19 protein-coding genes are annotated in these 21,796 nt (G+C 62.3%); 3 read left to right on the forward strand and 16 right to left on the reverse strand.

Annotation, left to right across the window (positions count from 1 at the left end; all coding sequences use genetic code 11):
* On the reverse strand, positions 1 to 1,731 hold a 1,731-nt coding region (locus tag P0D70_RS28330; RefSeq protein WP_408186898.1), incomplete at its 3' end, for an ESPR-type extended signal peptide-containing protein.
* A 531-nt stretch (positions 1,732 to 2,262) separates the two neighbouring features.
* Between P0D70_RS28330 and P0D70_RS28335 the strand changes: the two genes are divergently transcribed.
* Positions 2,263 to 2,688: a nuclear transport factor 2 family protein gene (locus P0D70_RS28335; RefSeq protein ID WP_408186899.1), complete on the forward strand. Its 426-nt coding sequence runs from the start codon at positions 2,263 to 2,265 to the stop codon at positions 2,686 to 2,688.
* Positions 2,689 to 3,237: 549 nt separating this feature from the next.
* Here P0D70_RS28335 and P0D70_RS28340 read toward each other — a convergent pair.
* From P0D70_RS28340 to P0D70_RS28385, 10 genes are all read right to left on the reverse strand, one after another.
* Complete coding sequence (locus tag P0D70_RS28340; protein ID WP_408186900.1) at positions 3,238 to 3,675, reverse strand: hypothetical protein; 438 nt, start codon at positions 3,673 to 3,675, stop codon at positions 3,238 to 3,240.
* Positions 3,676 to 4,111: 436 nt separating this feature from the next.
* Positions 4,112 to 4,528: a CopD family protein gene (locus tag P0D70_RS28345; RefSeq protein WP_007180398.1), complete on the reverse strand. Its 417-nt coding sequence runs from the start codon at positions 4,526 to 4,528 to the stop codon at positions 4,112 to 4,114.
* An 85-nt stretch (positions 4,529 to 4,613) separates the two neighbouring features.
* Positions 4,614 to 5,885 (reverse strand): glutamate-5-semialdehyde dehydrogenase, encoded by a 1,272-nt coding sequence (locus P0D70_RS28350; protein WP_091799142.1) that lies wholly within the window; start codon positions 5,883 to 5,885, stop codon positions 4,614 to 4,616.
* 275 nt (positions 5,886 to 6,160) lie between these two features.
* Complete coding sequence (gene holA / locus P0D70_RS28355) at positions 6,161 to 7,279, reverse strand: DNA polymerase III subunit delta (RefSeq protein ID WP_408186901.1); 1,119 nt, start codon at positions 7,277 to 7,279, stop codon at positions 6,161 to 6,163.
* A 66-nt stretch (positions 7,280 to 7,345) separates the two neighbouring features.
* Positions 7,346 to 7,897 (reverse strand): LPS-assembly lipoprotein LptE, encoded by a 552-nt coding sequence (locus P0D70_RS28360; RefSeq protein WP_091799135.1) that lies wholly within the window; start codon positions 7,895 to 7,897, stop codon positions 7,346 to 7,348.
* 91 nt (positions 7,898 to 7,988) lie between these two features.
* On the reverse strand, positions 7,989 to 10,580 hold the full coding sequence (gene leuS, locus P0D70_RS28365) for a leucine--tRNA ligase (protein ID WP_408186902.1): 2,592 nt from the start codon (positions 10,578 to 10,580) through the stop codon (positions 7,989 to 7,991).
* A 128-nt stretch (positions 10,581 to 10,708) separates the two neighbouring features.
* Entirely contained in the window at positions 10,709 to 11,140 is a 432-nt protein-coding gene (locus tag P0D70_RS28370) for an ExbD/TolR family protein (RefSeq protein WP_091799129.1), read from the reverse strand.
* Positions 11,141 to 11,168: 28 nt separating this feature from the next.
* On the reverse strand, positions 11,169 to 11,879 hold the full coding sequence (locus tag P0D70_RS28375) for a MotA/TolQ/ExbB proton channel family protein (RefSeq protein ID WP_408186903.1): 711 nt from the start codon (positions 11,877 to 11,879) through the stop codon (positions 11,169 to 11,171).
* Positions 11,880 to 11,979: 100 nt separating this feature from the next.
* Positions 11,980 to 12,777 (reverse strand): 4-hydroxy-tetrahydrodipicolinate reductase, encoded by a 798-nt coding sequence (gene dapB / locus P0D70_RS28380; RefSeq protein WP_091799121.1) that lies wholly within the window; start codon positions 12,775 to 12,777, stop codon positions 11,980 to 11,982.
* A gap of 188 nt (positions 12,778 to 12,965) precedes the next feature.
* Entirely contained in the window at positions 12,966 to 13,790 is an 825-nt protein-coding gene (locus P0D70_RS28385; protein ID WP_408186904.1) for an outer membrane protein assembly factor BamE, read from the reverse strand.
* A gap of 158 nt (positions 13,791 to 13,948) precedes the next feature.
* Between P0D70_RS28385 and fur the strand changes: the two genes are divergently transcribed.
* Positions 13,949 to 14,377, forward strand: a complete 429-nt coding sequence (gene fur / locus P0D70_RS28390; RefSeq protein ID WP_012434340.1) for a ferric iron uptake transcriptional regulator — start codon at positions 13,949 to 13,951, stop codon at positions 14,375 to 14,377.
* A gap of 119 nt (positions 14,378 to 14,496) precedes the next feature.
* Here the strand turns inward: fur and P0D70_RS28395 are convergent, their stop codons facing one another.
* From P0D70_RS28395 to P0D70_RS28405, 3 genes are all read right to left on the reverse strand, one after another.
* The gene (locus P0D70_RS28395) at positions 14,497 to 15,009 is read right to left on the reverse strand and encodes an ureidoglycolate lyase (protein WP_408186905.1); all 513 of its coding nucleotides are present in this window, start codon (positions 15,007 to 15,009) and stop codon (positions 14,497 to 14,499) included.
* Between the two features lie 16 nt (positions 15,010 to 15,025).
* On the reverse strand, positions 15,026 to 16,036 hold the full coding sequence (alc, locus tag P0D70_RS28400; RefSeq protein ID WP_408186906.1) for an allantoicase: 1,011 nt from the start codon (positions 16,034 to 16,036) through the stop codon (positions 15,026 to 15,028).
* 121 nt (positions 16,037 to 16,157) lie between these two features.
* Positions 16,158 to 17,480 (reverse strand): C4-dicarboxylate transporter DctA, encoded by a 1,323-nt coding sequence (locus tag P0D70_RS28405; RefSeq protein WP_408186907.1) that lies wholly within the window; start codon positions 17,478 to 17,480, stop codon positions 16,158 to 16,160.
* A gap of 229 nt (positions 17,481 to 17,709) precedes the next feature.
* Here P0D70_RS28405 and P0D70_RS28410 point away from each other — a divergent pair, with 229 nt between their 5' ends.
* Positions 17,710 to 18,405, forward strand: coding sequence for a FadR/GntR family transcriptional regulator (locus tag P0D70_RS28410; protein ID WP_091799105.1), 696 nt, complete (start codon positions 17,710 to 17,712; stop codon positions 18,403 to 18,405).
* Between the two features lie 90 nt (positions 18,406 to 18,495).
* Here the strand turns inward: P0D70_RS28410 and gap are convergent, their stop codons facing one another.
* The gene (gap, locus tag P0D70_RS28415; protein ID WP_408182856.1) at positions 18,496 to 19,506 is read right to left on the reverse strand and encodes a type I glyceraldehyde-3-phosphate dehydrogenase; all 1,011 of its coding nucleotides are present in this window, start codon (positions 19,504 to 19,506) and stop codon (positions 18,496 to 18,498) included.
* Between the two features lie 95 nt (positions 19,507 to 19,601).
* Entirely contained in the window at positions 19,602 to 21,623 is a 2,022-nt protein-coding gene (tkt, locus tag P0D70_RS28420) for a transketolase (protein ID WP_091799099.1), read from the reverse strand.
* Positions 21,624 to 21,796: the final 173 nt, after the last annotated feature.

Below are 21,796 nucleotides of genomic sequence, written 5' to 3' on the forward strand. Positions count from 1 at the left end.
TGCCACCGAATTTGCCGCCGTCGCTTTCGCGCCGCCGCCGACTGCGACCGTACTGGCTCCAATCGCCTGGGCATTGGTCCCCAGTGCGGTGGCGTAGGAAGTGCCGCCGGCACCGCTGGCCGTTGACGAGGCGCCCAACGCGATGTCGCCAAGGATCACAGCCGATGCCGCGTTGCCTGCCGCGAATGTGTAATCAGCCACAGCCTTCGCCGACGAGCCAACGGCAATTGCACTTGTCCCCGCGCCCATGGCGGAGCTACCTACGGTAACCGAATTGTTTCCGCTGGCCGTCGATGCCTGGCCAATCGCGGTCGATCCGCTACCTGAGCCGATAGCCGCCTGGCCTATAGCAATGGCCGAAGTGTTTTGCGCTTGCGCGTTATTGCCGACCGCCACGGAATTTCCGCCAGTCGCCTTCGATTGTGTGCCGATTGCCGAAGAATTTGCGCCCGACGCAGTGCTGAGCGTGCCAAGCGCCGCTGCATAGCTTCCCGAACCTTGTGAACTTGCACCCAACGCGATCGAGCGGTCGCCGCTCGCGGTCGCGTTCACGCCCAAAGCACTCGATGCTCCGCCACTTGCTCTCGACAACGTACCGACGGCCGTCGAGTACATGCCAGATGCCGTTGAAGATGCGCCGACCGCCGTTGAAGAACCTGAAGCATCGATTCCTCCCGGATTGGCGGCGTAAGCAAGGTTGCCGATCGCCGTTGTGTAGTTGTCGCTTGCCTGGGCACCCGTTCCCATGGCAATCGTACCGCTGCCACTGGAAGTTGCGGCGGAGCCGATCGCAATCGCATTTCCACCCGTTGCCGACGAGTCGGTTCCAGTCGAGTTCGTATGGAAGTACTTGATGCCACCACCGTTGTTGATGTTGGTGATGGTGTTGCTCAGGTTGTTCACGTTGTTACTAACCGTGTTCACCTTCGCGTCTTCCGACTGCAACTGGCTTACGTTCACCGCATCCGTCGCGTTCAGACCTGCTGCCACATTCGTGATGCGGCGCTCCTTGCCCGCCGCGCCAACCGACACTTCACCGCCGAGCGCCGTGGCCGCCGAGATCGCCGTGCCGCCGACCGGCGTGAAGCCTGCCGTCGTCAGTGTCGTCGAATTCGCCACCGAGTTCGAGCCCAGTGCCACCGAGTTCGCAGTCGTCGCCTGTGAGCTATCGCCGAGCGCTGAAGACCATGCGCCAATCGCTTTTGCAGCCGAACCGAACGCGACAGAATCTCCGCCCGCAGCTGTAGCAACAGCTCCGACTGCGACATCAAAATAGCCGGCTTTCGCAGAAGAGCCGACAGCCGTTGCCCATGTATTCGTGCCGCTCGCACCGGAGCCGATTATCGTGCTGTCATTGCCGGCTGCCGCAGCCCCGCCCCCAATGACGACGGCATGCAGTCCCGTTGACGTTGCCCCTGTACCAATCGCAATCGACAGTTGATTTGTCGCCGTAGCGTTGTTGCCGATTGCGATACTTGCGTTATAGCTATCGGCGCTCGACGATACTGCACCGGTGCCATACGCAAGGTCTTGGCTCTGGCTTACCGTACCGCCGTCGAGCGCGCCCGCGTGCGCATCCATCGATGCCACGCTGCCGGCTCCAGCCGCCATGAGTGCCACCATAAGTGTTCTGGAAGAAGGACTCTTCTTCCCACGGCTCTTTGCTACTTCAGGTGCCGCGACGTAGGTACCGGTGGTCTCATTCCAGACTGTTTTGTATGATTTATTCACAATTTCGCCTATTTAATTTGCGGTGACATACTCAGCATTGCGTTGTCGCCTCTGAGGGTTGCTCGGACATCGACCAACAGCGGAAACGGTCTAAATTTCATCCGACCACCTCAATAAACCTTGAAGCAAGGTCGCAAATATAGGCACCGCCGAATAGGCGTTGAATAGGACACCTCCTAAACAACAGCGAATTTTTAAGACTTTCCGAATCTTCTCTAGGCGCTCTTAGCAGCGGATCACCTTCAGCAGCGGGAATTCCCACCACACAAGACTTTCGCGCTCGCGATCTTGCATATTTATCAATAGCCGCAGACTAGCTAGATGGACTTCATCGTGAACGAAGAAATTAGGATTTCTCCTACAATCAAACCTCAACAAAAATACTAGAATTTTTACAATCGCTTGGTCCGTCGCGCACTCCGCGCCTTTATTTTCTAAAGACCGCGAAAGCAATTTGCTTAATCAGCGGATATCTTCGCAAAAGCGCATTTATCGTTCCAACGCCAATTAATATTGATAATGTTATCTATTATGAAATCCCGCTCCTATCTCGCGCTAACTCTCCTAACACTATGCTTTACCGCACCCCGCGCATTCGCTGCCGATAACGACGAAGCGACCTTGAAGGCAATGGAGCAAACCTGGATCCAAGCAATCCTAACCACCAACCGCGCCACGATGGACAAGCTTCTTGACGATTCATTTGTGGAAACTTCTCCTAACGGCCAGCGCCGCAGCAAATCCGATGTGCTGCTCGCGCCGCCACCGCCGCAGGGGTCATCGCAAGTCTTGATGGATGTGGACGTGCATGTGAACGGCGACATGGCCATCGTCATCGGCACCAATCATTTCAAGCCGGGCCCTAGCGTTCAGCCGGTGGACTATTCGTTTACCGATGTCTTCGTGCGCAGAGTCGATGGCTGGCGTGTCGTGTCATCGCAAATGACTCGTCGATGAGTCAAACGCGGCGGCCTGAGCGCCGCCGCAAAGCCGATGCGCTTGTAGGTGGCGATCCAAGGTGATCTGGCAAACCAACCTAAGAGACCTAGAGTCGCCCATTCAGCGGATATAGATCATGAAACACCGACCTTCCTGGCTGTCCTCAGCCTATCATTCGCGGCGACCGCGCGACGCTCGACCAACTGCTCGACGATTCGTTCGTCGAGACGATGGCTAACGGTGCGCGTCGTACGAAGGCCGACGTCCTGCTCGCGCCGATGTTTCTGCCTAGGTCCGCGCAAAACGCTCGGCGAACTGAAGGTGCGAGTCTTTGGAAATGTCGCGATGGTTTCCGGAGTCAGCCACTACACACCGAGCGCCGGCATGAAAACAACCGCTAATGCTTTCACCAATCTGTATGTGCGACGCGGAGATGCATGGCGTGTGGCGTCGTCAACTACGACGCGCTGAGATAGCGCATAGGCGTTCAATAGCGCTGAGCCAAGGACCTAACAGGCGCGACCGGTCGCGCCTCTTTTCATTTATAGAGCTAATCGACAGTCAATCTCAGTGCGCCGTCACATCGGTTTTACTCTCCGCCGATCTGCGCGTCGCTGCCACGCCCCGTCCAACGATCGGCTTGTCTTTTTTCGGTTTCTGCCCCGCCTCCGCCAGCAACTTCGCCGCTGCACCCGCCGTAATCCGCCGATGCGCGACACCCTTCGCATCGAGCGCAATCACTTGATACAACTCGCGGTCGCCTTCCACTTCCCGCTCGTATTCCTCGCACGTTTCAACCAGCAGTTCGAGCAGCACTTGCCGGCTGCGTCGTTCGTGGTGGGTCAATGCAGGATTCCTATATATCGAGGTCGCAAGCGTGGCCAAGCGGTTAAGTTGAGTCAACTGCCGGTCGCAGGAACCGAATGCCGACAACGCGAGCTTTTCGTATTGCAGGGCATCGACTGGTGGGCGTGAGGCGGGTTGATTTTTGATGGACTTGCTCATGGTGCGATCTCCTGAAACTTAACTGGATCGCCCGACACTCGCTTGCAAGGAGGGTGAGCGGGCACGTAGCGAAGTTGACAGACCGGGCTTGAAACAATCCGGCGAGCCTTGCGGCTCCTCCACCACAGCCCGCCCATAGAAAATATAGACGTGCAGAGATAGACGCACGACCCGCCTGGACGGGTGTGCGGTTTCAAGCGCGAGCTGTCAAACTCGACCATCGGTTGGTGCCAATGGTGCGGAAATTATAAATCAGCCCACACGCGCATTGGTCGTCCCAATATAGCCTCACAACTGCGCTATCCGTTCAGCCTAAGACAATGCGTCGCACATCGAAACCAACAATAAAAAAAGGCGGTTTGCCGAACCCAGCAAACCGCCCTTCCACAATTCCGCGCCTGCAACCTGAGCAACGCAGCGAACGCTCGCCCACGCGTTAAAACGGCTTGATCACCACCAACGCCACCGCCGCCAGCATCCCTAGCACCGGCAACTCGTTGAACATCCGATACCACTTATCCGACCGACGATTCTCACCTCGCTCGAACGTCCTCAGCAACACACCGCAATACGCGTGATAACCGATCAGCAGCACCACCACACCGACCTTCGCGTGAATCCAACCCTGCCCGCTGCCGATACCAATCACGAGCCACAGCCACAGTCCGCACGCGAGCGCCGGCACCGCGATAAACGTCATGAAGCGAAACAGCTTGCGCGCCATCGTCAACAGACGCGCCGTGGCCGCGGGTTCCGTTTCCATTGCCAGATTGACGAAGATGCGCGGCAGATAGAACAGGCCGGCGAACCACGAAGCAACCAGGACGATATGAAACGTTTTGACCCAAAGCATCGACGATCCTTGTGCAGCGTAGTGGCGTGAAGAGAAGCGCGCACATCAGCGCGATTCTACGAAAGACGAACCGGCGAAGCCGCCCTTATTGACGGCCTTCGCCGTGCCCGAGCACGACGTACTTCATCGACGTCAGCCCTTCGAGTCCAACCGGACCGCGCGCATGCAGCTTGTCGTTCGAGATGCCGATCTCCGCGCCCAGGCCGAATTCGAAGCCATCGGCAAAACGCGTCGACGCGTTGACCATCACGCTCGCCGAGTCCACTTCGCGCAGGAAGCGCATCGCGCGATCGTGGTCTTCGGTGACGATCGCGTCGGTGTGCTGCGAGCTGTACTCGTTGATGTGCTCGATTGCCGCATCGAGATCGTCCACCACCTTGATCGCCAGCACCGGCGCGAGATATTCGGTGCGCCAGTCTTCTTCGGTCGCATCGACAAGCGGGCCCACGCCCGCATCCGCCAGCACGGCGCGCGCCGCGGCGTCCACCCGCAGTTCGACTTCCTTGTCGCGATACAGCTTGCCCAAAGGCGGCAGCACTTGAGCCGCGATACCACGCGCGACCAGCAGCGTTTCCATCGTATTGCAGGTGCCGTAGCGGTGCGTCTTGGCGTTGTCGCAAACGGTCAGCGCCTTGGTCAGATCCGCGCGATCGTCCACGTACACGTGGCAGATGCCGTCGAGATGCTTGATCATCGGCACGCGCGCTTCGTTCATCAGGCGCTCGATCAGGCTCTTGCCGCCGCGCGGCACGATCACGTCGACGTACTCCGTCATGGTGATCAGCTTGCCGACCGCCGCGCGGTCCGACGTGGCGACCACTTGCACGGCGTCCTGCGGCAATCCGGCGGCTTCGAGACCTTCGCCGATCAGCTTTGCCAGCGCCGTATTGCATTCGAGCGCTTCCGAACCGCCGCGCAGAATCGTGGCGTTGCCCGACTTGAGGCAGAGCGCCGCGGCGTCGATCGTCACGTTCGGACGCGATTCGTAGATGATGCCGATCACGCCGAGCGGCACGCGCATCTGACCGACCTGAATGCCGCTCGGCCGGTACTTCAGATTGCTGATCTCGCCGATCGGATCGGCCAGCGCGGCGACTTGCCGCAGACCTTCCACCATCGTCTTCAGCGCTTTGTCCGACAGCGTCAAACGGTCGATGAACGCGGCGTCGTGGCCTTTCTCGCGAGCCTTGGCCACGTCGCGCGCATTCGCTTCTTTCAGCGAGGCGGCATCACGCTCGATCGCCTCGGCGACGGCTGCGAGCGCGGCGTTCTTCGCCGCCGTCGACGCCCGCGCCATCGCCCGCGATGCTTGGCGGGCGCGACGGCCGAGGTCGGTCATGTACTGGTCGATATCCATGGAAATTCTCGTGGTGCCGCGCACATCGAGGTGCGGCGGACGGACAGAATGAGCGAATGATTCAACGATTGTAAGTCGAGCGAAGGCGCTTTGCTTGCCGCCGGGCGGGTTGTTCTTCACCCCGGCGCACGAGGAACGCAGCAGGCTTGCCGGTTCACTCGCACTTCAGGAACGCATCACGATGCATTCAAGGGCGATTCGAGAGCGACCCAAGAGCGCCCCATAAGCGACTCAAAAGCGCCCTCACAGCTTGCCGGCTGGCCTGGCGTTGCCGTTCAGGCCGGCCTTCGTACCGGTGCAGCAGATCCGGGCCGAGGTCGTGGCGGTGGCACGGGCGACGTTTTCGGCGAAGCCACCGTCATGGCCAATTCGAACAGGCCATCCCACGGATCAGGCGGCGGATCGTTGCGATGATTGCCCGGCGTGCCGCCCGACAAACCTTTGACCTGCCGATCCAGCCGCGCCGCCAGCGCAAGCGCCTTTTCCAGCGTGCCTTCGCTGACCCGCGACAAGGCCGGCCCAATCAACCGTTCGCGCGGACCCCATACGCGGTTCTCGCGCACCAGCATCGCAAGCGGCTTGCCGGCCGCGACGCCGCGTTTGATGCGCAGCAGCGTGCGGATTTCTTCCACCACGGCCCACAGCACCAGCACCGCGGCCTCGCCTTCGCCGCGCAAACCGTCGAGCATGCGCGACAGGCGGCCGACGTCGCCGGCCAGCATCGCTTCGTTTAACTTGAAAACGTCATAACGGGCGACGTTGAGCACGGCGTCCTGAACCTGCTCGAAGCTCAGCGACCCGGACGGATACAGCAGCCCGAGTTTCTGGATTTCCTGATGCGCGGCAAGCAGATTGCCCTCCACACGCTCGGCGATAAAGGCCAGCGCGCGCCGCCCTTCTTCACCGGCAGCCACGCGTTGGCCCTGAGCCGCGAGCCGCTGGCCGACCCAATTCGGCAATTGCGCACGCTCGACCGGATCGATTTTCAGCGCGACGCCCGCGTCGGACAACGCCGTGAACCATGCGGACTTCTGCGTGGCCGCATCGAGCCGCGGCAGCGTGATCATGGTGAGCACGTCGTCGTTCACGGCGGCGGCCAGCGCTTTCAGCGCGTCCGCGCCTTCCTTGCCTGGCTTGCCAGACGGAATGCGCAACTCGACCAGTTGACGGTCGCCGAACAGCGACATCGACTGGCTCGCGCCCAGCAGCGAACTCCAGTCGAACCCGCGCTCCACGGTGAACACCGAGCGATCGGTGAAGCCGGCCGCGCGTGCGGTGGCGCGAATCCGGTCGCACGCTTCCTGCGCGAGCAGGTGCTCGTCGCCGTACACGACGTACAGTCCGGCGAGTCCCTTGGCGAGATGCGCTTCGAGCGCGTCAAGTCGCAGTTGCATGGCTACCGATCGGCGAGGTTGAACAGGTGCGGCACATTGAACGAAACAAACAACGCGGCACGACGCTCACAGCGGCGGCGGCGGCAACGGCGCGCGCGGCGCAATCGACGGCACTTCTTGGCCCGGCGCCGGGTGCATCGTGCGAACGACAGACAGACGTCGCGTGAGCTGGTCGATCGCGTCGTTTTCCATATCGGCGAAGAGAATTTCGCTTTCGGCGGCTTTCGCTTGCGAATATTGATCGCTATAGGTCATCGCGCGGTTCAGCGCGATCACGCTCGGCGGAATCAGCAGCGTGCCGTCCTTGGCCGTTAGCGAATAGGTCATCGAAAGATTCAGTGCGTACTCTTCGACCGCGCCCAGCGAGTTCAGCGTCAGCGTGCTGGTGCCACGGCCTTCGGTGATCTGCAAGGTGGCGTCGGCATTCGCGACCGACGTGACCACGACCGTGTCGCTGCCGCCTTGCACGATACGCGTCAAGCGCGCGGCCGCCGATGGAGAACCGCCGGCGATAAAGAGGCGTTTGAATGCGTAGTCCTGCTGGCCGCGCAGCTGGAAGCCGCAGGCGGACAACATCAGCACGCTGCAAGCCAGCGTCAAAAACGATCTGCGAGTCACATTGGCTCCTGGTTCGCAGTAGATTCCGCAGCGCGGACAAGCGCCGCCGCGCGCGGCGGCGTCCTGCCTGCTGTCATGTCTTCGTTGATCCTCACACGACCACGTTCACGAGACGACCCGGCACCACGATGATCTTCTTGGGCGCCTTGCCTTCGCTGAACTTGGCGACCATCTCGTGAGCGGCCGCGAGCTGTTCGATCGCTTCACGCGAGGCGGCTTTGGCCACCGTGATCGCGCCGCGCACCTTGCCGTTCACCTGCAGCACGAGTTCGATCTCGGACTGCTCCAGCGCCTTCTCGTCGACCTTCGGCCACGGCGCGTCGAGCAGCGAGCCGAGTTCGTCGGCGTAACCGAGTTCCTGCCACAACTGGAACGTGAGGTGCGGCACGACCGGATACAGCACGCGCAGCATCACGCTGCAGGTTTCGCGCAGCACGGCCGGCCGGGCGCCCTTCGCGCTGTCGAGCGCGTTGAGCATCTTCATCGCGGCCGACACCACCGTGTTGTATTGCAGACGCTGATAGTCGAAGTCGGCCTGCTTCAGCACGCTGTAAATCTCGCGGCGCAAGGTTTTTTCGACGTCGCTCAGTTGCGCGGCGTCGAACGTGCCGCCCTGGCGCAACGCGGCTTCGTTCGTCTGACTGAAACTCCACACACGGCGCAGGAAGCGGCTCGCGCCTTCCACGCCCGAACCGGACCATTCGAGCGACTGCTCGGGCGGTGCGGCGAACATGACGAACAGACGCGCGGTGTCCGCGCCGTGCTGATCGATCAGCAATTGCGGATCGACGCCGTTGTTCTTCGACTTCGACATTTTCTCGACGCCGCCGAGCACCACCGGCTGGCCGTCCGCGTTGAGGATCGCGCCGACCGGGCGGCCCTTGTCGTCGAACGAGACGGTCACGTCGGCCGGGTTGTACCAGGTTTTCTTGCCCGCTTCGTTTTCACGATAGTAGGTTTCGTTGAGCACCATGCCCTGCGTCAACAGATTCTTGGCCGGCTCGCCGAACTTGATCAGACCGAGGTCGCGCATCACCTTCGCCCAGAAGCGCGAGTACAACAGGTGAAGAATCGCGTGCTCGATGCCGCCGATGTACTGATCCATCGGCGCCCAATAATCGGTGCGCTCGTCGACCATGGTCTTCGCACCCGGCGACGCATAGCGGTAGAAGTACCACGACGAATCGACGAAGGTGTCCATCGTGTCGGTTTCGCGTTTGGCCGCGCCGCCGCAGGTCGGGCAGGTGCAGTTCACGAACGCTTCGGACTTGGCGAGCGGGTTGCCCGTGCCGTCCGGCACGAGGTCTTCGGGCAGCACTACCGGCAGATCTTTTTCAGGCACCGGCACGTCGCCGCACGTGGGGCAGTGAATGATCGGAATCGGCGTGCCCCAGTAGCGCTGGCGCGACACGCCCCAGTCACGCAGACGCCACGTGATCTGCTTGTCGCCGAGGCCGAGTTCCTTCAGGTCGGCGGCGATGCGGTCGACTGCCTGTTCGTAGTTAAGGCCGTCGTACTTGCCGCTGTTGATCAGCGTGCCGGTCTTCTCGCCGTACCATTCCTGCCAGGCATCGGTCGAGTATTCCTTGCCTTCAACCGCGACTACCTGCTTGATCGGCAGACCGTATTTCTTCACGAACGCAAAGTCGCGCTCGTCGTGCGCCGGCACGCCCATCACCGCGCCTTCGCCGTAGCTCATCAGCACGTAGTTGCCGATCCACACTTCGACCTGCTCCTGCGTCAGCGGATGCGTGACGGTGAAGCCGGTGGCCATGCCCTTCTTTTCCATGGTCGCGACGTCGGCTTCAGCCACGCCGCCGCGCTTGCATTCCTCGATGAAGGCCTGCAGTTCTGGCTTGTCTTGCGCAAGGCGCGTGGCGAGCGGATGCTCGGCGGCGACCGCGCAGAAGGTGACGCCCATGATCGTGTCGGCGCGCGTGGTGAAAACGCGCAGCAGCTTCTGTTCACCGTCGATCTCGTACGGGAAGCCGAAATTCACGCCGAAGCTCTTGCCGATCCAGTTCTGCTGCATGATCTTAACGCGCTCGGGCCAGCCGAGGCCGTCGAGGTCGTTCAGCAGCTCGTCCGCGTACTGCGTGATGCGCATGTAGTACATCGGGATTTCGCGCTTTTCGACGAGCGCGCCCGAACGCCAGCCGCGGCCGTCGATCACCTGCTCGTTGGCGAGCACGGTCTGATCGACCGGATCCCAGTTGACGGTGCCGGTTTTCTTGTACGCGATGCCCTTTTCCAGCATTTTCAGGAACAGCCACTGGTTCCACTTGTAGTAATCCGGGCTGCAGGTCGCGACTTCGCGCGACCAGTCGATCGCGAGGCCCATGGACTGCATCTGCTTCTTCATGTAAGCGATGTTGTCGTAGGTCCACTGCGCGGGCGGCACGTTGTTGGCCATCGCGGCGTTTTCCGCCGGCATGCCGAACGCGTCCCAACCCATTGGCATCAGCACGTTGTAGCCGTTCATCCGCAGATAGCGGTACATCACGTCGTTGATCGTGTAGTTGCGCACGTGACCCATGTGCAGCTTGCCCGACGGGTACGGCAGCATCGAGACGCAATAGAACTTGGGCTTGTCGGTGACTTCCGTCGTCTTGTACGCGTCGATGGCGCGCCATTGCCCTTGCGCGGCGGATTCGACGTCGGAGGGAACGTATTTTTCGTGCATGGTGTGATGGGATCGCTGGGTTCGGTGCTTTCGCACCGGGCCTGGTGCTCTGCTGGATGAAATGGCGTTGATTCCCCTTCTGCGGGGGAAAGGGCTGATTATACCGTCCGCGGACGGGTACGCCGCGCCTACGGCTTGGCAGCCGGCGGCGGCGGGTCGGTCACGAAACCGATCCGCTCGAGGCCGGCCTGCTGCGCCGCGCCCATGACCTGCGCGATCACCTCGTAGCGCGTGGAGCGCTCGGCGCTCAGATGGATCTCGGGTTGGTCGCTCTGCTTGCCCGCTTGCGCGAAGCGCGCGCGCATCTGCTCGAGCGTGATGACGGTGCCGTTCCAGTAGAGTTTGCCGGCGGCGTCGATGGAAAGGGAAATGGTTTGCGACGTCTCGCGCGCGGGCGCGGCCGCGACTTTCGGCAAATCGAGCCGGATCGCGTGCGTGAACAAAGGCGCGGTAATGATAAAAATCACCAGCAGCACCAGCATCACGTCGATCAGCGGCGTCATGTTGATCTCGGCCATGGGCGCGGCCGTCTGCTTTTTCTCGAGTCCGCCGAATGCCATGTCGCCTCCTTCTGCCTGAGCGGCGCGCCTAGTGGGTCGAGGCCTGGTGGGCGCGCGCGGGCGCCTGCGCCTGTTCCGCCGGCGCGCACACGTAAGCGTGCAGATCGTGCGCGAAGCCGTCGAGTTCCTCCGACAACTGCCGCACGAGCCGGCCGAGCACGTTGTACGCGAGCACGGCCGGAATCGCGACCACGAGGCCGAAAGCGGTCATGATGAGCGCCTCGCCGACCGGCCCGGCGACGTTTTCGATCTGCGCCTGACCGCTCGCCGCAATGCTGCCGAGCGCGTGATAGATGCCCCACACGGTGCCGAGCAAGCCGACGAACGGCGCCGTGCTGCCCACCGAGGCCAGCAACACCTGGCCGAATTCGAGCCGCCGCTGTGAAGCATTCAGCGCCTGGCGCAACGCCCGCAGCACCCGCTCGCCACGCTCGACGCGGGCGAGCAGCGCGCCCGGAATATCCACCTCAGCCGCATGAAGCGCCGCTTCCGCGAGCGGCGTGAAGACCCGTTCGCGGTCCGCGCGCCTGAGCGCCGCGACACCTTCGGACAACGTGGGCGCCTGCCAGAACTGCGCGATCGCACGCGTGGCCTGACGCTTGGCGCGCGTGAGGATCCAGCTTTTGACGATCAGAAAACACCAGCTCGCAATCGACATGGCCAGCAGCACGTAAGCGACGCCATGCGTGATCGCGTCGCTGGTTTGCAGGTAATGGATGATGCCGCTGCTGCCTGCCATCTGACCTCGCCGTGGAGTAGTGATTTCACGAGCTCGCCGGGAGACGCCCTGCCCCCGGCCTTCGCTCAGAATACGTCGGACACAGCGTTGAATTCAGCGTTCAACGCAGGCCGAGTACGTCTTGCATGTCGAAAAAGCCGGTGGAGTGGCCTTCGAGGAAACGGACAGCACGAAGCGCGCCTTGCGCATACGACAGACGGCTCGCCGATTTGTGCGTGATCTCGATTCGCTCGCCGATGCCCGCAAACAGCACCGTATGGTCGCCGACAATGTCGCCGCCGCGAATCGCCGAAAAACCGATCGTGGACGGGTCGCGTTCGCCAGTCACGCCTTCGCGGCTGTAGACCGCGCAGTCGTCGAGATTGCGGCCGAGCGCGTTGGCGATCACTTCGCCCATGGTCAACGCCGTGCCGGACGGCGCGTCGACCTTGTGACGGTGATGCGCCTCGATGATCTCGATGTCGTAGCCCGTCGCGAAGTGCTTCGCGGCATATTCGAGCAGCTTCAGCGTGACGTTCACGCCGACGCTCATGTTCGACGCAAACATGATGGCGATCTTGTCCGCCGCGGCGCGCAGTTGCGCCTTCTGTTCGTTGTCGAAGCCGGTGGTGCCGATCACCATTTTCACGTTGTGACGCTGCGCCGCTTCGAGATGCATCAGCGTGCCTTCGGGGCGCGTGAAGTCGATCAGGTAGTCGGATTCGGCGAATACGCGCTCGACATCGTCGGTTAGCATGACGCCCGTCTGTTTGCCGAGAAACGCGCCGGCGTCCTGGCCGAGTTGCGGGGAGCCCGCGCGATCGAGTGCGCCGGACAGCGTGGCGTCGGTATCGTTGAGGACTGTTTCGATGAGCATGCGGCCCATACGGCCCGATGCGCCAGCAATGGCAATTTTCATGGCTACGAGGGTTCGAAAAGGCAAAACCCGGCAAAGGCGGGCGAAAGCGGCGGCGGGCAGCACCCGTGCGCCGCGCATGACTGAAAAAGCAGAGAACCGCACGGACGCCGCGCACTGCGGCTGCCCGTGCGCGGCGTTCGTCTCAAGCGTGAGTCTTAAGGATGAGTCTTAAGACAGGGACAGCGCAATTAGCCGCCCGTTCCCGTAGACGAGGACGAGGTCAGCGGCGCGTTGTGCGTCGGGCCACCGTTGCTGCTCTGCGGTCCCGTCGGGCCGACCGGATTGCTGTTGTCCGTACCCGGGTTCTGCGGCGGCGGCGGACGATGGAACTGGAACTGCGGCTGCCCATTGCCCGTGGGGCTTTGCTGCGGGATGCCGCCGCCGTTCGCCGTCGGCGCGCTCGGCACGCTCGGACGCGCGGGCGTCAGTTGCACCGCATTGGTCGCACGATTGGCGGCTTGCGCGGCTTCCGCGTTGGCGTCCGTTGACGGCGTCGCCGCGCCGGCAGCGCCAGCGACGGACGGCGAACGCACGGTGTCCAGCGTGACCGGCGCCGCCGCGGCTGCATCGCTCGCGCCACTCGCGCCGCTCGCCACGGCAGTGGCGGCCTTCTTCTTGCCCAGCTTGTCGCCGTCGATTTCGGCCAGCAATTCGAGGTTGGACGGCAGATCGTCACCACCCGACCAGCTGGCGACGCGGTCGCCCGCGAACATGACCACGAAGTCGCGCTGCTGGACGACACTCGTCGAGCCACGCTTGAAATAGAACACGTAGTCCCAGCGGTCCGCGTGGAACATGTCGGTCAGGAGCGGCGTGCCGAGCAATTGCTTGACCTGCGCGCGGGTCAAGCCGACCTGCATCTGTGCAGCCGCTTCTTTCGAGACGAAATTGCCTTGCACCACCGTGATACGGTACGGCGTGATGCTTTGGGCAATACGCTGTGTCAGGCTGTCGTAAGTGGAACATCCGGCAAGAACCGCGACAGTCGCAACAGCGATCAAGGTACCCCGCATGCGGCTCCCCCGGTAGATCAATTGAGATTTTGAAATCATTTCACTCACCGTGCGGGCCCGCTGACGAGCCGCGCGAGTTTCATTCCATCGAAGATGACCAGAACGCCAAAAACACATTACTATGAGAGCCCAGCATTGTACTCTAGGGATCCCTTGTCATGACCAATCCAACCGATCTCAAGAATATCGGGCTCAAGGCGACCCTTCCGCGCCTCAAAATCCTTGAGATTTTCCAGCACAGCCCGGTGCGTCACCTGACCGCCGAAGATGTGTACCGCAACCTGCTGCACGAAGAACTCGATATCGGGCTTGCAACCGTGTATCGCGTGCTGACGCAATTCGAGCAGGCCGGCCTGCTCTCGCGCAGCAATTTCGAGTCGGGTAAAGCGGTGTTCGAACTGAATGAGGGGTCGCACCACGACCACCTCGTGTGTCTCGATTGCGGGCTCGTCGAAGAGTTTTTCGACTCCGAAATCGAGAGCCGTCAGCAGTCCATCGCGAAGGAACGCGGCTTCAAGCTGCAGGAGCACGCGTTGGCTCTGTACGGTGCCTGCACCAAGGAGAACTGCCCGCATCGCAAGCATTGACGCGAGGCCGGCCGCGCTGGGGTGCGCGGTCCGGCGGGCAAAAAAAGACCCGGCCGATGCAAATCGGCCGGGTCTTTTTGCATCTGCGACGCGGTTCTGTACGCGAGCCGTTGACGCCCCTAGCCCACCAGTTCGGCGCTCGCTTCGAAGGTCAGCCGCCACGGCTCTACCAATGACAATTCGTCGCAATTGGGCTGCTCGCCGCCCCGATCGACCACCACGAAATCGCTCACCCGATCGAGCGCGAGCAACGGGTGATGCCAGACGCCTTTCGCATAGTTCACGCCCTGCCACGCATCGGTCCAGAAGGCGCGCATTTGCGACGGATCGAATTCGCCGGCCGGCGCGACCACCACCAGATAGCGGCCCGCCGTTAAGGGAATGAAAGCCTGGCTGCCGAGCGGATGCCGCTCCATCATCGTGATCTCGACCGGCAGCGCGCGCGGCTGCGCGCGAAACAGGTTGATCAGCGGCCGCCCGCCTTGCTCCGTCACGTCGACGCAGGCGAGGTCGTGATAACGCTCGGTCGTGCCGCCATTGATGGCGAAATGACGTGCGCCGTCCAGTTCGATAACGTCGCCGAACGGCGCGAAAGCCGCGCGCGTGAGCCGTTCCATCTGCAATGTCTTCATCGACGCCGCTCCTCTGTTATGCGATTTCGCCCCACAGGCGCAGACGCGACACGCCGCCGTCCGGAAAGATATTGAAACGCACATGCGTGACCGGGCCCAGCGACGCGAGGTTGTCCGCGAAGGTGTGGACGTGGTCCATCTGCAGTTTTTGTTCGCCGAGCAGCACCGGCCAGAACATCGCCTGCGTGACGAGCGAATCGTCCGTGCCGCCCGTCACCGGCGCGGCTTGCAGCGAGCAGCGGTCCGGGAAATTGCCCTTGAAGTGCGCCGTATCCACTTCGATCTTGCGGATCACGCCCGGCCGCGCCAAAGCGACGATCGCCCAGTCGTTGCCCGGCTCGCGACGGCGCCGGGTTTCCCAGCCGTCGCCCATGTTGACGCCACGGCCCGGCATCAGCATCTGCGAGGCCGGCCCGAAATGCTGGTTGTTCGCGGCGACCAGATACGCGCCGTTTTCGATGGCGGCCAAGTCCAGCAGCGTGCCGCGCTCAACGCGCTCCCAATCGCGCTTAGGCTGGCCGTACACGCGCAGGCGGGCGAGGCCGCCGTCCGGGTACAGATTCACACGCAGATGAGTGAAGGCGCGTGCGTCGCTCACGTCGACGTAGTGGTGCTGGTTGCCCTGCAACGTGGTAGCCGGCACGAGCGTTTGCCAGTCGGCGTTGTCGGGCGGAACGTCACCCTCCACGTAGCAGGCGTCGATCGATGCGGCCGGCGGAAAATTGCCGGTGAAGTGGCTCGTATCCAGATCCACGCCGTACACGACGCCCGGGTGCGCGAGGCGAATCACACAATAATCGTGACCGGTGGTGCGCTTGCGGCGGGTTTCCCAGCCGTCCATCCACTTGCCGTGGTCGTCGTACTTACCGGGAATGAACACCGCCGGTTGCGGTTCGAGCATGCGTTCTTTCGGCGCGAAGAATTCGTCGCTGGCGAAGAGCGCCTTCGCGCCCAGGCGCGGGTCGGCGAGGTTCATATAGCGACGGGTGAAAGCAGGAGCGTTGGGGTCGAGGATCGGATTAGCCATTGTCTCTAGTCTCGGTCAGGCGCGAAAAAGTGAAGGAGAGCCGGCATGTGCAGCCTCTGCCGGCGCTGAAGGCGCGCTGCTGCGTGGGCGCGCGCGGATTCGGAAGCAGATTTCAAGCGGTTTAGACGGCAGGAGCGTGTTCGCCAGCGGCGGGCGCGGCGTCGTCGCCGGCCGGCACGTAGCGCAACGCCGCGTCGCGATTCAGCACGCGATGAGCGCGCGCCCGGTCGATATCGTTCTCCCACACGGCGACCACCACTGTCGCCACGCAGTTGCCGATCAGGTTGGTCAACGCGCGCGCAATGCCGACGAACCAGTCGACCGGCAGGATCAGCACGAGGCCGAGCACGGGAATCGCCGGAATCGCAGAAAGCGTGGCGGCCAGAATCACGATGGCCGAGCCGGGAATGCCGTGCGCGCCCTTCGAGGTCACCAGCGAAACCAGCACCACCACGATCAGGTCGTGCATCGACAGCGGCGTGTTGGTGGCCTGCGCGATGAAAATCACGGCGAGCGTGAGGTAGATGGAAAAGCCGTCCAGATTGAACGAGTAGCCGGTCGGAATGACGAGGCCGACGGTCGAATCCTTGACGCCCATCCATTCGAGCTTGCGCATGATCTGCGGCAGCACGGCGTCGGACGAAGCGGTGCCGAGCACGATCGACAACTCTTCGCGCAGGTAGCGAATCAGCTTGAAAATGCTGAAGCCGGCGAGCCGCATGACGACGCCCAGCACCACGACTACGAACACGAAGCAGCTCGCGTAGAACACGAGCACCAGCAAGCCGAGTTGCTTGAGCGACTCGACGCCATAGGTGCCGGTGGTGAAGGCGATCGCCCCTAGCACGCCGAGCGGCGCGAGCTTGATGATGAAACCCATCACGCGGAAAAAAACCTGCGACAGTTCGTCGATCAGGCTGCTCACGCGCTGAGCCTTATTGCCGAGCAGCGACAGCGCCGAGCCGAACAGCACCGAAAACACCAGAATTTGCAGGATGTCGCCGGTGGCGAAAGCGTTGATCGCCGTGTCGGGGATGATTTTCAGCAGGAAGCCGGCCGTGTCCTTCAGGCTCTTGGCGTGCTCGGTGTACGTGGAGAGCGACGCGGGATCCAGCGAGCGCAGATCGATATTCATGCCGACGCCAGGACGCGTAACGTACGCCAGGACTGCGCCGATCACGAGCGCGATCGTCGTCATCACCTCGAAGTAGACCACGGCCTTCAGGCCGACGCGGCCCACTTTGCGCAAGTCGCCGGCATGCGCCATGCCGCTGACCACGACGCAGAAGACGATCGGGCCGATCACCATCTTGATCAGCTTGAGAAAGCCGTCGCCGAGTGGACGCAGCGATTGGGCGAAATGCGGGAATACGGCGCCGATCACGATACCGGCCACCAGCGCTATGACGACCCGGCCAAACAGCGAATTGAAAAATTTCAACACGGCTTCCTCCTGGTTACGATTCACATCTGTTCCGACTGGTCCGACCAGTGCTGTTATGTCGAATAGTAGGAAGCCGATATACTGACGTCAAGGTTTCATAAAACAGTGTTTACCCGCTGTTTTTGCAGCGGTTTTTGGCCGGATCGGCGTCAGCAGACGGTAAGCTGCACGAGCGTTCGGACCGCGTATTACAATGCTGGTCAGACCGCGATTCCAAAGTGAGACAACGATGAAAAACGTCCCGCATACCGTTACCGATGCCGCGATCGCGACCATCCGCGAACGGATCGAAGCGGGCGTCTATCCCGTAGGCAGCTTGCTGCCGGCTCAGCGTCAGCTCTCCGAAGAACTCGCGATCAGCCGTGCTTCGTTGCGCGAAGCGCTCTCCACGCTCGAAGCGCTCGGTTTGCTGGTAATCAGGCCCGGCAAGGGTGTGTACGTGGAAAGCGCGCAGGCGTCGGCCGCGCAACCGTGGCGCTTCGCGGAGCAGTCGTCGCTGCCTGATACGTATCAGATGCGTTTCGCGCTGGAAGGCTTTATCGCGCGTATGGCGGCGCTCGCGGTCAGTGATTCCGACCTCGCGTGGTTCGAAGAGAACATCACGGCCATGCAAACGGCGCTCGCCTGCGACGAACTCGATGAAGCCGCCCGGCTCGACTACGACTTCCACATGCGGATCGTCAGCATTGCCGGCAATGCTGCCATCGAGTCGATCCTGAGCAGCAGCGCGGAGATCATGAAGGAAAGCCAGCGCATGCCGTATTACCGGCGTGAACTGGTGCTATCCACGTACAACGAGCATCGCGTGATTCTGGATGCGCTGAAGGCGCGCGATTCCGCCGCGGCCGGCAAGGCCATCGAAACGCATATCTCGAACGCCGCGCAGCGCGCCGGCGTCTATTTCCCGACTCCGCAACCGCAGTAGGCGTAAAAAAACCGCTCCGAAGAGCGGTTTTTTTCTGCCTCCGCCGACTCAAACCGGCTTTGGCAGGCACAGCGCACGAAGCGCCGTGATTTACTTCGCGTTAGCCAGCGCCACAGCCGTGTCCAGCATGCGGTTCGAGAAGCCCCACTCGTTGTCGTACCAGCTCGACACCTTCACCAGACGGCCCGACACCTTGGTCAGCGTCGCGTCGAACGTCGACGAAGCCGGGTTGTGGTTGAAGTCGATCGACACCAGCGGTGCATCGTTGTAGCCGAGGATGCCCTTCAGCGAGCCTTCCGACGCTTCCTTCATGATCGCGTTGACTTCTTCGACCGTCGTGTCGCGCGCGGCGATGAACGACAGGTCGACGACCGACACGTTGATCGTCGGGACGCGAATCGCGTAGCCGTCCAGCTTGCCGTTCAGTTCCGGCAGCACGAGGCCGACCGCCGAAGCAGCGCCGGTCTTGGTCGGGATCTGGCTATGCGTGGCCGAGCGCGCACGGCGCAGGTCTTCGTGGTACACGTCCGTCAGAACCTGGTCGTTCGTGTATGCGTGGATCGTGGTCATCAGACCGTTCACCAGGCCGATCTTGTCGTTCAGCGGCTTGACGAGCGGTGCGAGGCAGTTCGTCGTGCACGAGGCGTTCGAAATGACCGTGTCCGATGCCTTCAGCACGTTGTGGTTCACGCCGTAGACGATCGTGGCGTCGACGTCTTTACCGCCCGGCGCCGAAATGATCACCTTCTTCGCGCCGCCCTTGATGTGCGCGCTCGCCTTTTCCTTGGTCGTGAAAAAGCCCGTGCATTCCAGCACGACGTCGACGTTCAGCTCGCCCCACGGCAGTTCAGCCGGGTTGCGGTTGGCCAGCACGCGGATCTTGTCGCCGTTGACGACCAGGTAGTCGCCGTCCACCGACACTTCGCCCGGGAACTTGCCGTGCGCCGTGTCGTACTGCGTCAGGTGAGCGTTGGTCTTGGCATCGCCGAGATCGTTGATGGCGACGATTTCGATATCGTGCTTCTTGCCGTTTTCATAGAAGGCGCGCAGCGTGTTGCGGCCGATCCGGCCGTAGCCGTTGATTGCGACGCGAATCGTCATGGTCTATCTCCTGATGGCTAAAAAAATTCTTCCAGGTCCGTCTGACTGACAGCGTTGCCGCGCGTTCGCACGCAAACGGCAACGCTTGTCCAGGATCAGCCGAGTGCGGCTTTTGCCGTCTCCACCACGTGTTCGACGGTGAAGCCGAAATGCTTGAACAGCACGCCAGCCGGGGCCGATTCGCCGAACGTGTCGATACCGACCACGCCGCCTTCCAGACCCACGTACTTGCGCCAGAAATCCGAAACGCCCGCTTCGATCGCGACGCGGCGCACGCCTTGCGGCAGCACGCGCTCGCGGTATTCGGCGTCCTGCTTGTCGAACACAGTGGTCGACGGCATGGACACGACGCGCGCCGCGATGCCTTCGCGCGCCAGCGGCTCGACCGCGTTCAGCGCCAGTTCGACTTCCGAACCGGTGGCGATCAGGATGATCTTGCGCGCGACGATTTCGTCGTTCCAGTCGCGCAGCACGTAACCGCCCTTCTCGATGTTGGCGATCTGCGCGTCCGTGCGTTCCGAGAACGGCAGGTTCTGACGGCTGAAGATCAGGGCCGACGGGCCGTGATGTTCGACCGCGTGGGTCCAGGCCACCGCCGTCTCCACGGTATCAGCCGGACGCCACACTTGCAGGTGCGGAATCAGACGCAGGCTCGCAACATGTTCGATCGACTGGTGGGTCGGGCCGTCTTCGCCCAGACCGATCGAGTCGTGCGTGAACACGAAGATCGACGGCGCTTTCATCAGCGCGGCGACGCGCAGCGCGTTGCGGCTGTAGTCCGAGAACGTCAGGAACGTGCCGCCGAAGGCCTTGAAGCCGCCATGCAGCGCGACGCCGTTGATCGCGGCGCTCATGCCGAATTCGCGCACGCCGTAATTGACGTAGTTGCCGGCAGCCTTGCCTTCGGCGTTCACGCGCACCGGCTTGGCGGCCTTCCAGTTGGTCAGGTTCGAACCGGTCAGGTCGGCGGAGCCGCCGAGCAGTTCCGGCAGCACGGCCGACAACGCTTCGATAGCCTGTTGCGATGCCTTGCGCGTTGCGACGGTTTCCGCGCGCTCGTTCGCGCCGGCAATGATCGCCTTGGCCTTTTCCTTCCAGTCGGCCGGCAACTGCTTCGCGTCGCGGCGCTTGAATTCAGCGGCTTCCTGCGGATATTTGGCTGCGTACGCGGCGAACGCCTTGTCCCACTCGGCTTCGTTGCGTGCGCCGGCTTCCTTTGCGTCCCATGCGGAGTAGACCTCTTGCGGGATCACGAACGGTTCCCACTTCCAGCCGATCTTCTCGCGCGTGGCCGCGACTTCCTTGTCGCCGAGCGCCGAGCCGTGCGAATCGTGGCTGCCCGCCTTGTTCGGCGAGCCTTCGCCGATCACCGTCTTGCAGCAGATCAGCGTGGGCTTGTCGGATTGCTTGGCCTGCTTGATGGCTGCGTCGACTGCCTCGACGTCGTGGCCGACCACGTTGGGGATCACGTTCCAGCCATACGCCTCGAAGCGCTTCGGCGTGTCGTCGTGGAACCAGTGCACCACTTCGCCGTCGATCGAGATGCCGTTGTCGTCGTAGAACGCGATCAGCTTGTTCAGCTTCAGCACGCCCGCGAGCGAGCACGCTTCGTGCGAGATGCCTTCCATCAGGCAGCCGTCGCCGACGAACACGTACGTGTGGTGGTCGACGATGGTTGCGTCAGGCTTGTTGAACTCGGTCGCGAGCAGCGACTCGGCGAGCGCCATGCCGACCGCGTTCGCCAGACCCTGGCCGAGCGGGCCCGTGGTCGTTTCGACGCCCGGCGTGATGCCGTATTCCGGGTGGCCCGGCGTCTTCGAATGCATCTGGCGGAAGTTCTTCAGCTCTTCGATCGGTAGATCGTAGCCGGTGAGGTGCAGCAGCGAATACAGCAGCATCGAGCCGTGGCCGTTCGACAGCACGAAACGGTCGCGATCGGCCCATTGCGGGTTCTTCGGGTTGTGGCGCAGATGGCGCGACCACAAAGCCACGCCGATTTCGGCCATGCCCATCGGCATGCCGGGGTGGCCGGAGTTCGCTTTTTGAACGGCGTCCATGGACAACGCGCGGATTGCGTTGGCCATCAAGGAAGTGGGTGCGGGAGACGGGGTCGTCATGTCGAGTCCGGAGACAGAGTCAGAAGGCGGTACGCGCTTGAGGCCCGGATGCTCGAATGCCAGCTCACTCGGGCGCACGGTGCGGCGCCAGGAGACGCGAAACGGGCAGAGCAAACGGACAAGGCTGAAAGCGTGACATTCTAACAGAACGTTGCCCGCCCCCCGCCCCGAAA

The sequence above is a fragment of the Paraburkholderia sp. RL17-381-BIF-C genome (assembly GCF_046026435.1).
GTDB lineage: Bacteria > Pseudomonadota > Gammaproteobacteria > Burkholderiales > Burkholderiaceae > Paraburkholderia.

What these genes read in the sequence shown, in the direction of transcription:
- P0D70_RS28335 (WP_408186899.1), top strand. Translation starts at nt 2,263, where the DNA reads ATGAAATCCCGCTCCTATCTCGCGCTAACTCTCCTAACACTATGCTTT.
- P0D70_RS28340 (WP_408186900.1), bottom strand. Translation starts at nt 3,675, where the DNA reads ATGAGCAAGTCCATCAAAAATCAACCCGCCTCACGCCCACCAGTCGAT.
- alc (WP_408186906.1), bottom strand. Translation starts at nt 16,036, where the DNA reads ATGGCTAATCCGATCCTCGACCCCAACGCTCCTGCTTTCACCCGTCGC.
- gap (WP_408182856.1), bottom strand. Translation starts at nt 19,506, where the DNA reads ATGACGATTCGCGTCGCAATCAACGGCTACGGCCGGATCGGCCGCAAC.
- P0D70_RS28385 (WP_408186904.1), bottom strand. Translation starts at nt 13,790, where the DNA reads ATGCGGGGTACCTTGATCGCTGTTGCGACTGTCGCGGTTCTTGCCGGA.
- fur (WP_012434340.1), top strand. Translation starts at nt 13,949, where the DNA reads ATGACCAATCCAACCGATCTCAAGAATATCGGGCTCAAGGCGACCCTT.
- dapB (WP_091799121.1), bottom strand. Translation starts at nt 12,777, where the DNA reads ATGAAAATTGCCATTGCTGGCGCATCGGGCCGTATGGGCCGCATGCTC.
- holA (WP_408186901.1), bottom strand. Translation starts at nt 7,279, where the DNA reads ATGCAACTGCGACTTGACGCGCTCGAAGCGCATCTCGCCAAGGGACTC.
- P0D70_RS28345 (WP_007180398.1), bottom strand. Translation starts at nt 4,528, where the DNA reads ATGCTTTGGGTCAAAACGTTTCATATCGTCCTGGTTGCTTCGTGGTTC.
- P0D70_RS28375 (WP_408186903.1), bottom strand. Translation starts at nt 11,879, where the DNA reads ATGGCAGGCAGCAGCGGCATCATCCATTACCTGCAAACCAGCGACGCG.
- P0D70_RS28350 (WP_091799142.1), bottom strand. Translation starts at nt 5,885, where the DNA reads ATGGATATCGACCAGTACATGACCGACCTCGGCCGTCGCGCCCGCCAA.
- tkt (WP_091799099.1), bottom strand. Translation starts at nt 21,623, where the DNA reads ATGACGACCCCGTCTCCCGCACCCACTTCCTTGATGGCCAACGCAATC.
- leuS (WP_408186902.1), bottom strand. Translation starts at nt 10,580, where the DNA reads ATGCACGAAAAATACGTTCCCTCCGACGTCGAATCCGCCGCGCAAGGG.
- P0D70_RS28410 (WP_091799105.1), top strand. Translation starts at nt 17,710, where the DNA reads ATGAAAAACGTCCCGCATACCGTTACCGATGCCGCGATCGCGACCATC.
- P0D70_RS28395 (WP_408186905.1), bottom strand. Translation starts at nt 15,009, where the DNA reads ATGAAGACATTGCAGATGGAACGGCTCACGCGCGCGGCTTTCGCGCCG.
- P0D70_RS28370 (WP_091799129.1), bottom strand. Translation starts at nt 11,140, where the DNA reads ATGGCATTCGGCGGACTCGAGAAAAAGCAGACGGCCGCGCCCATGGCC.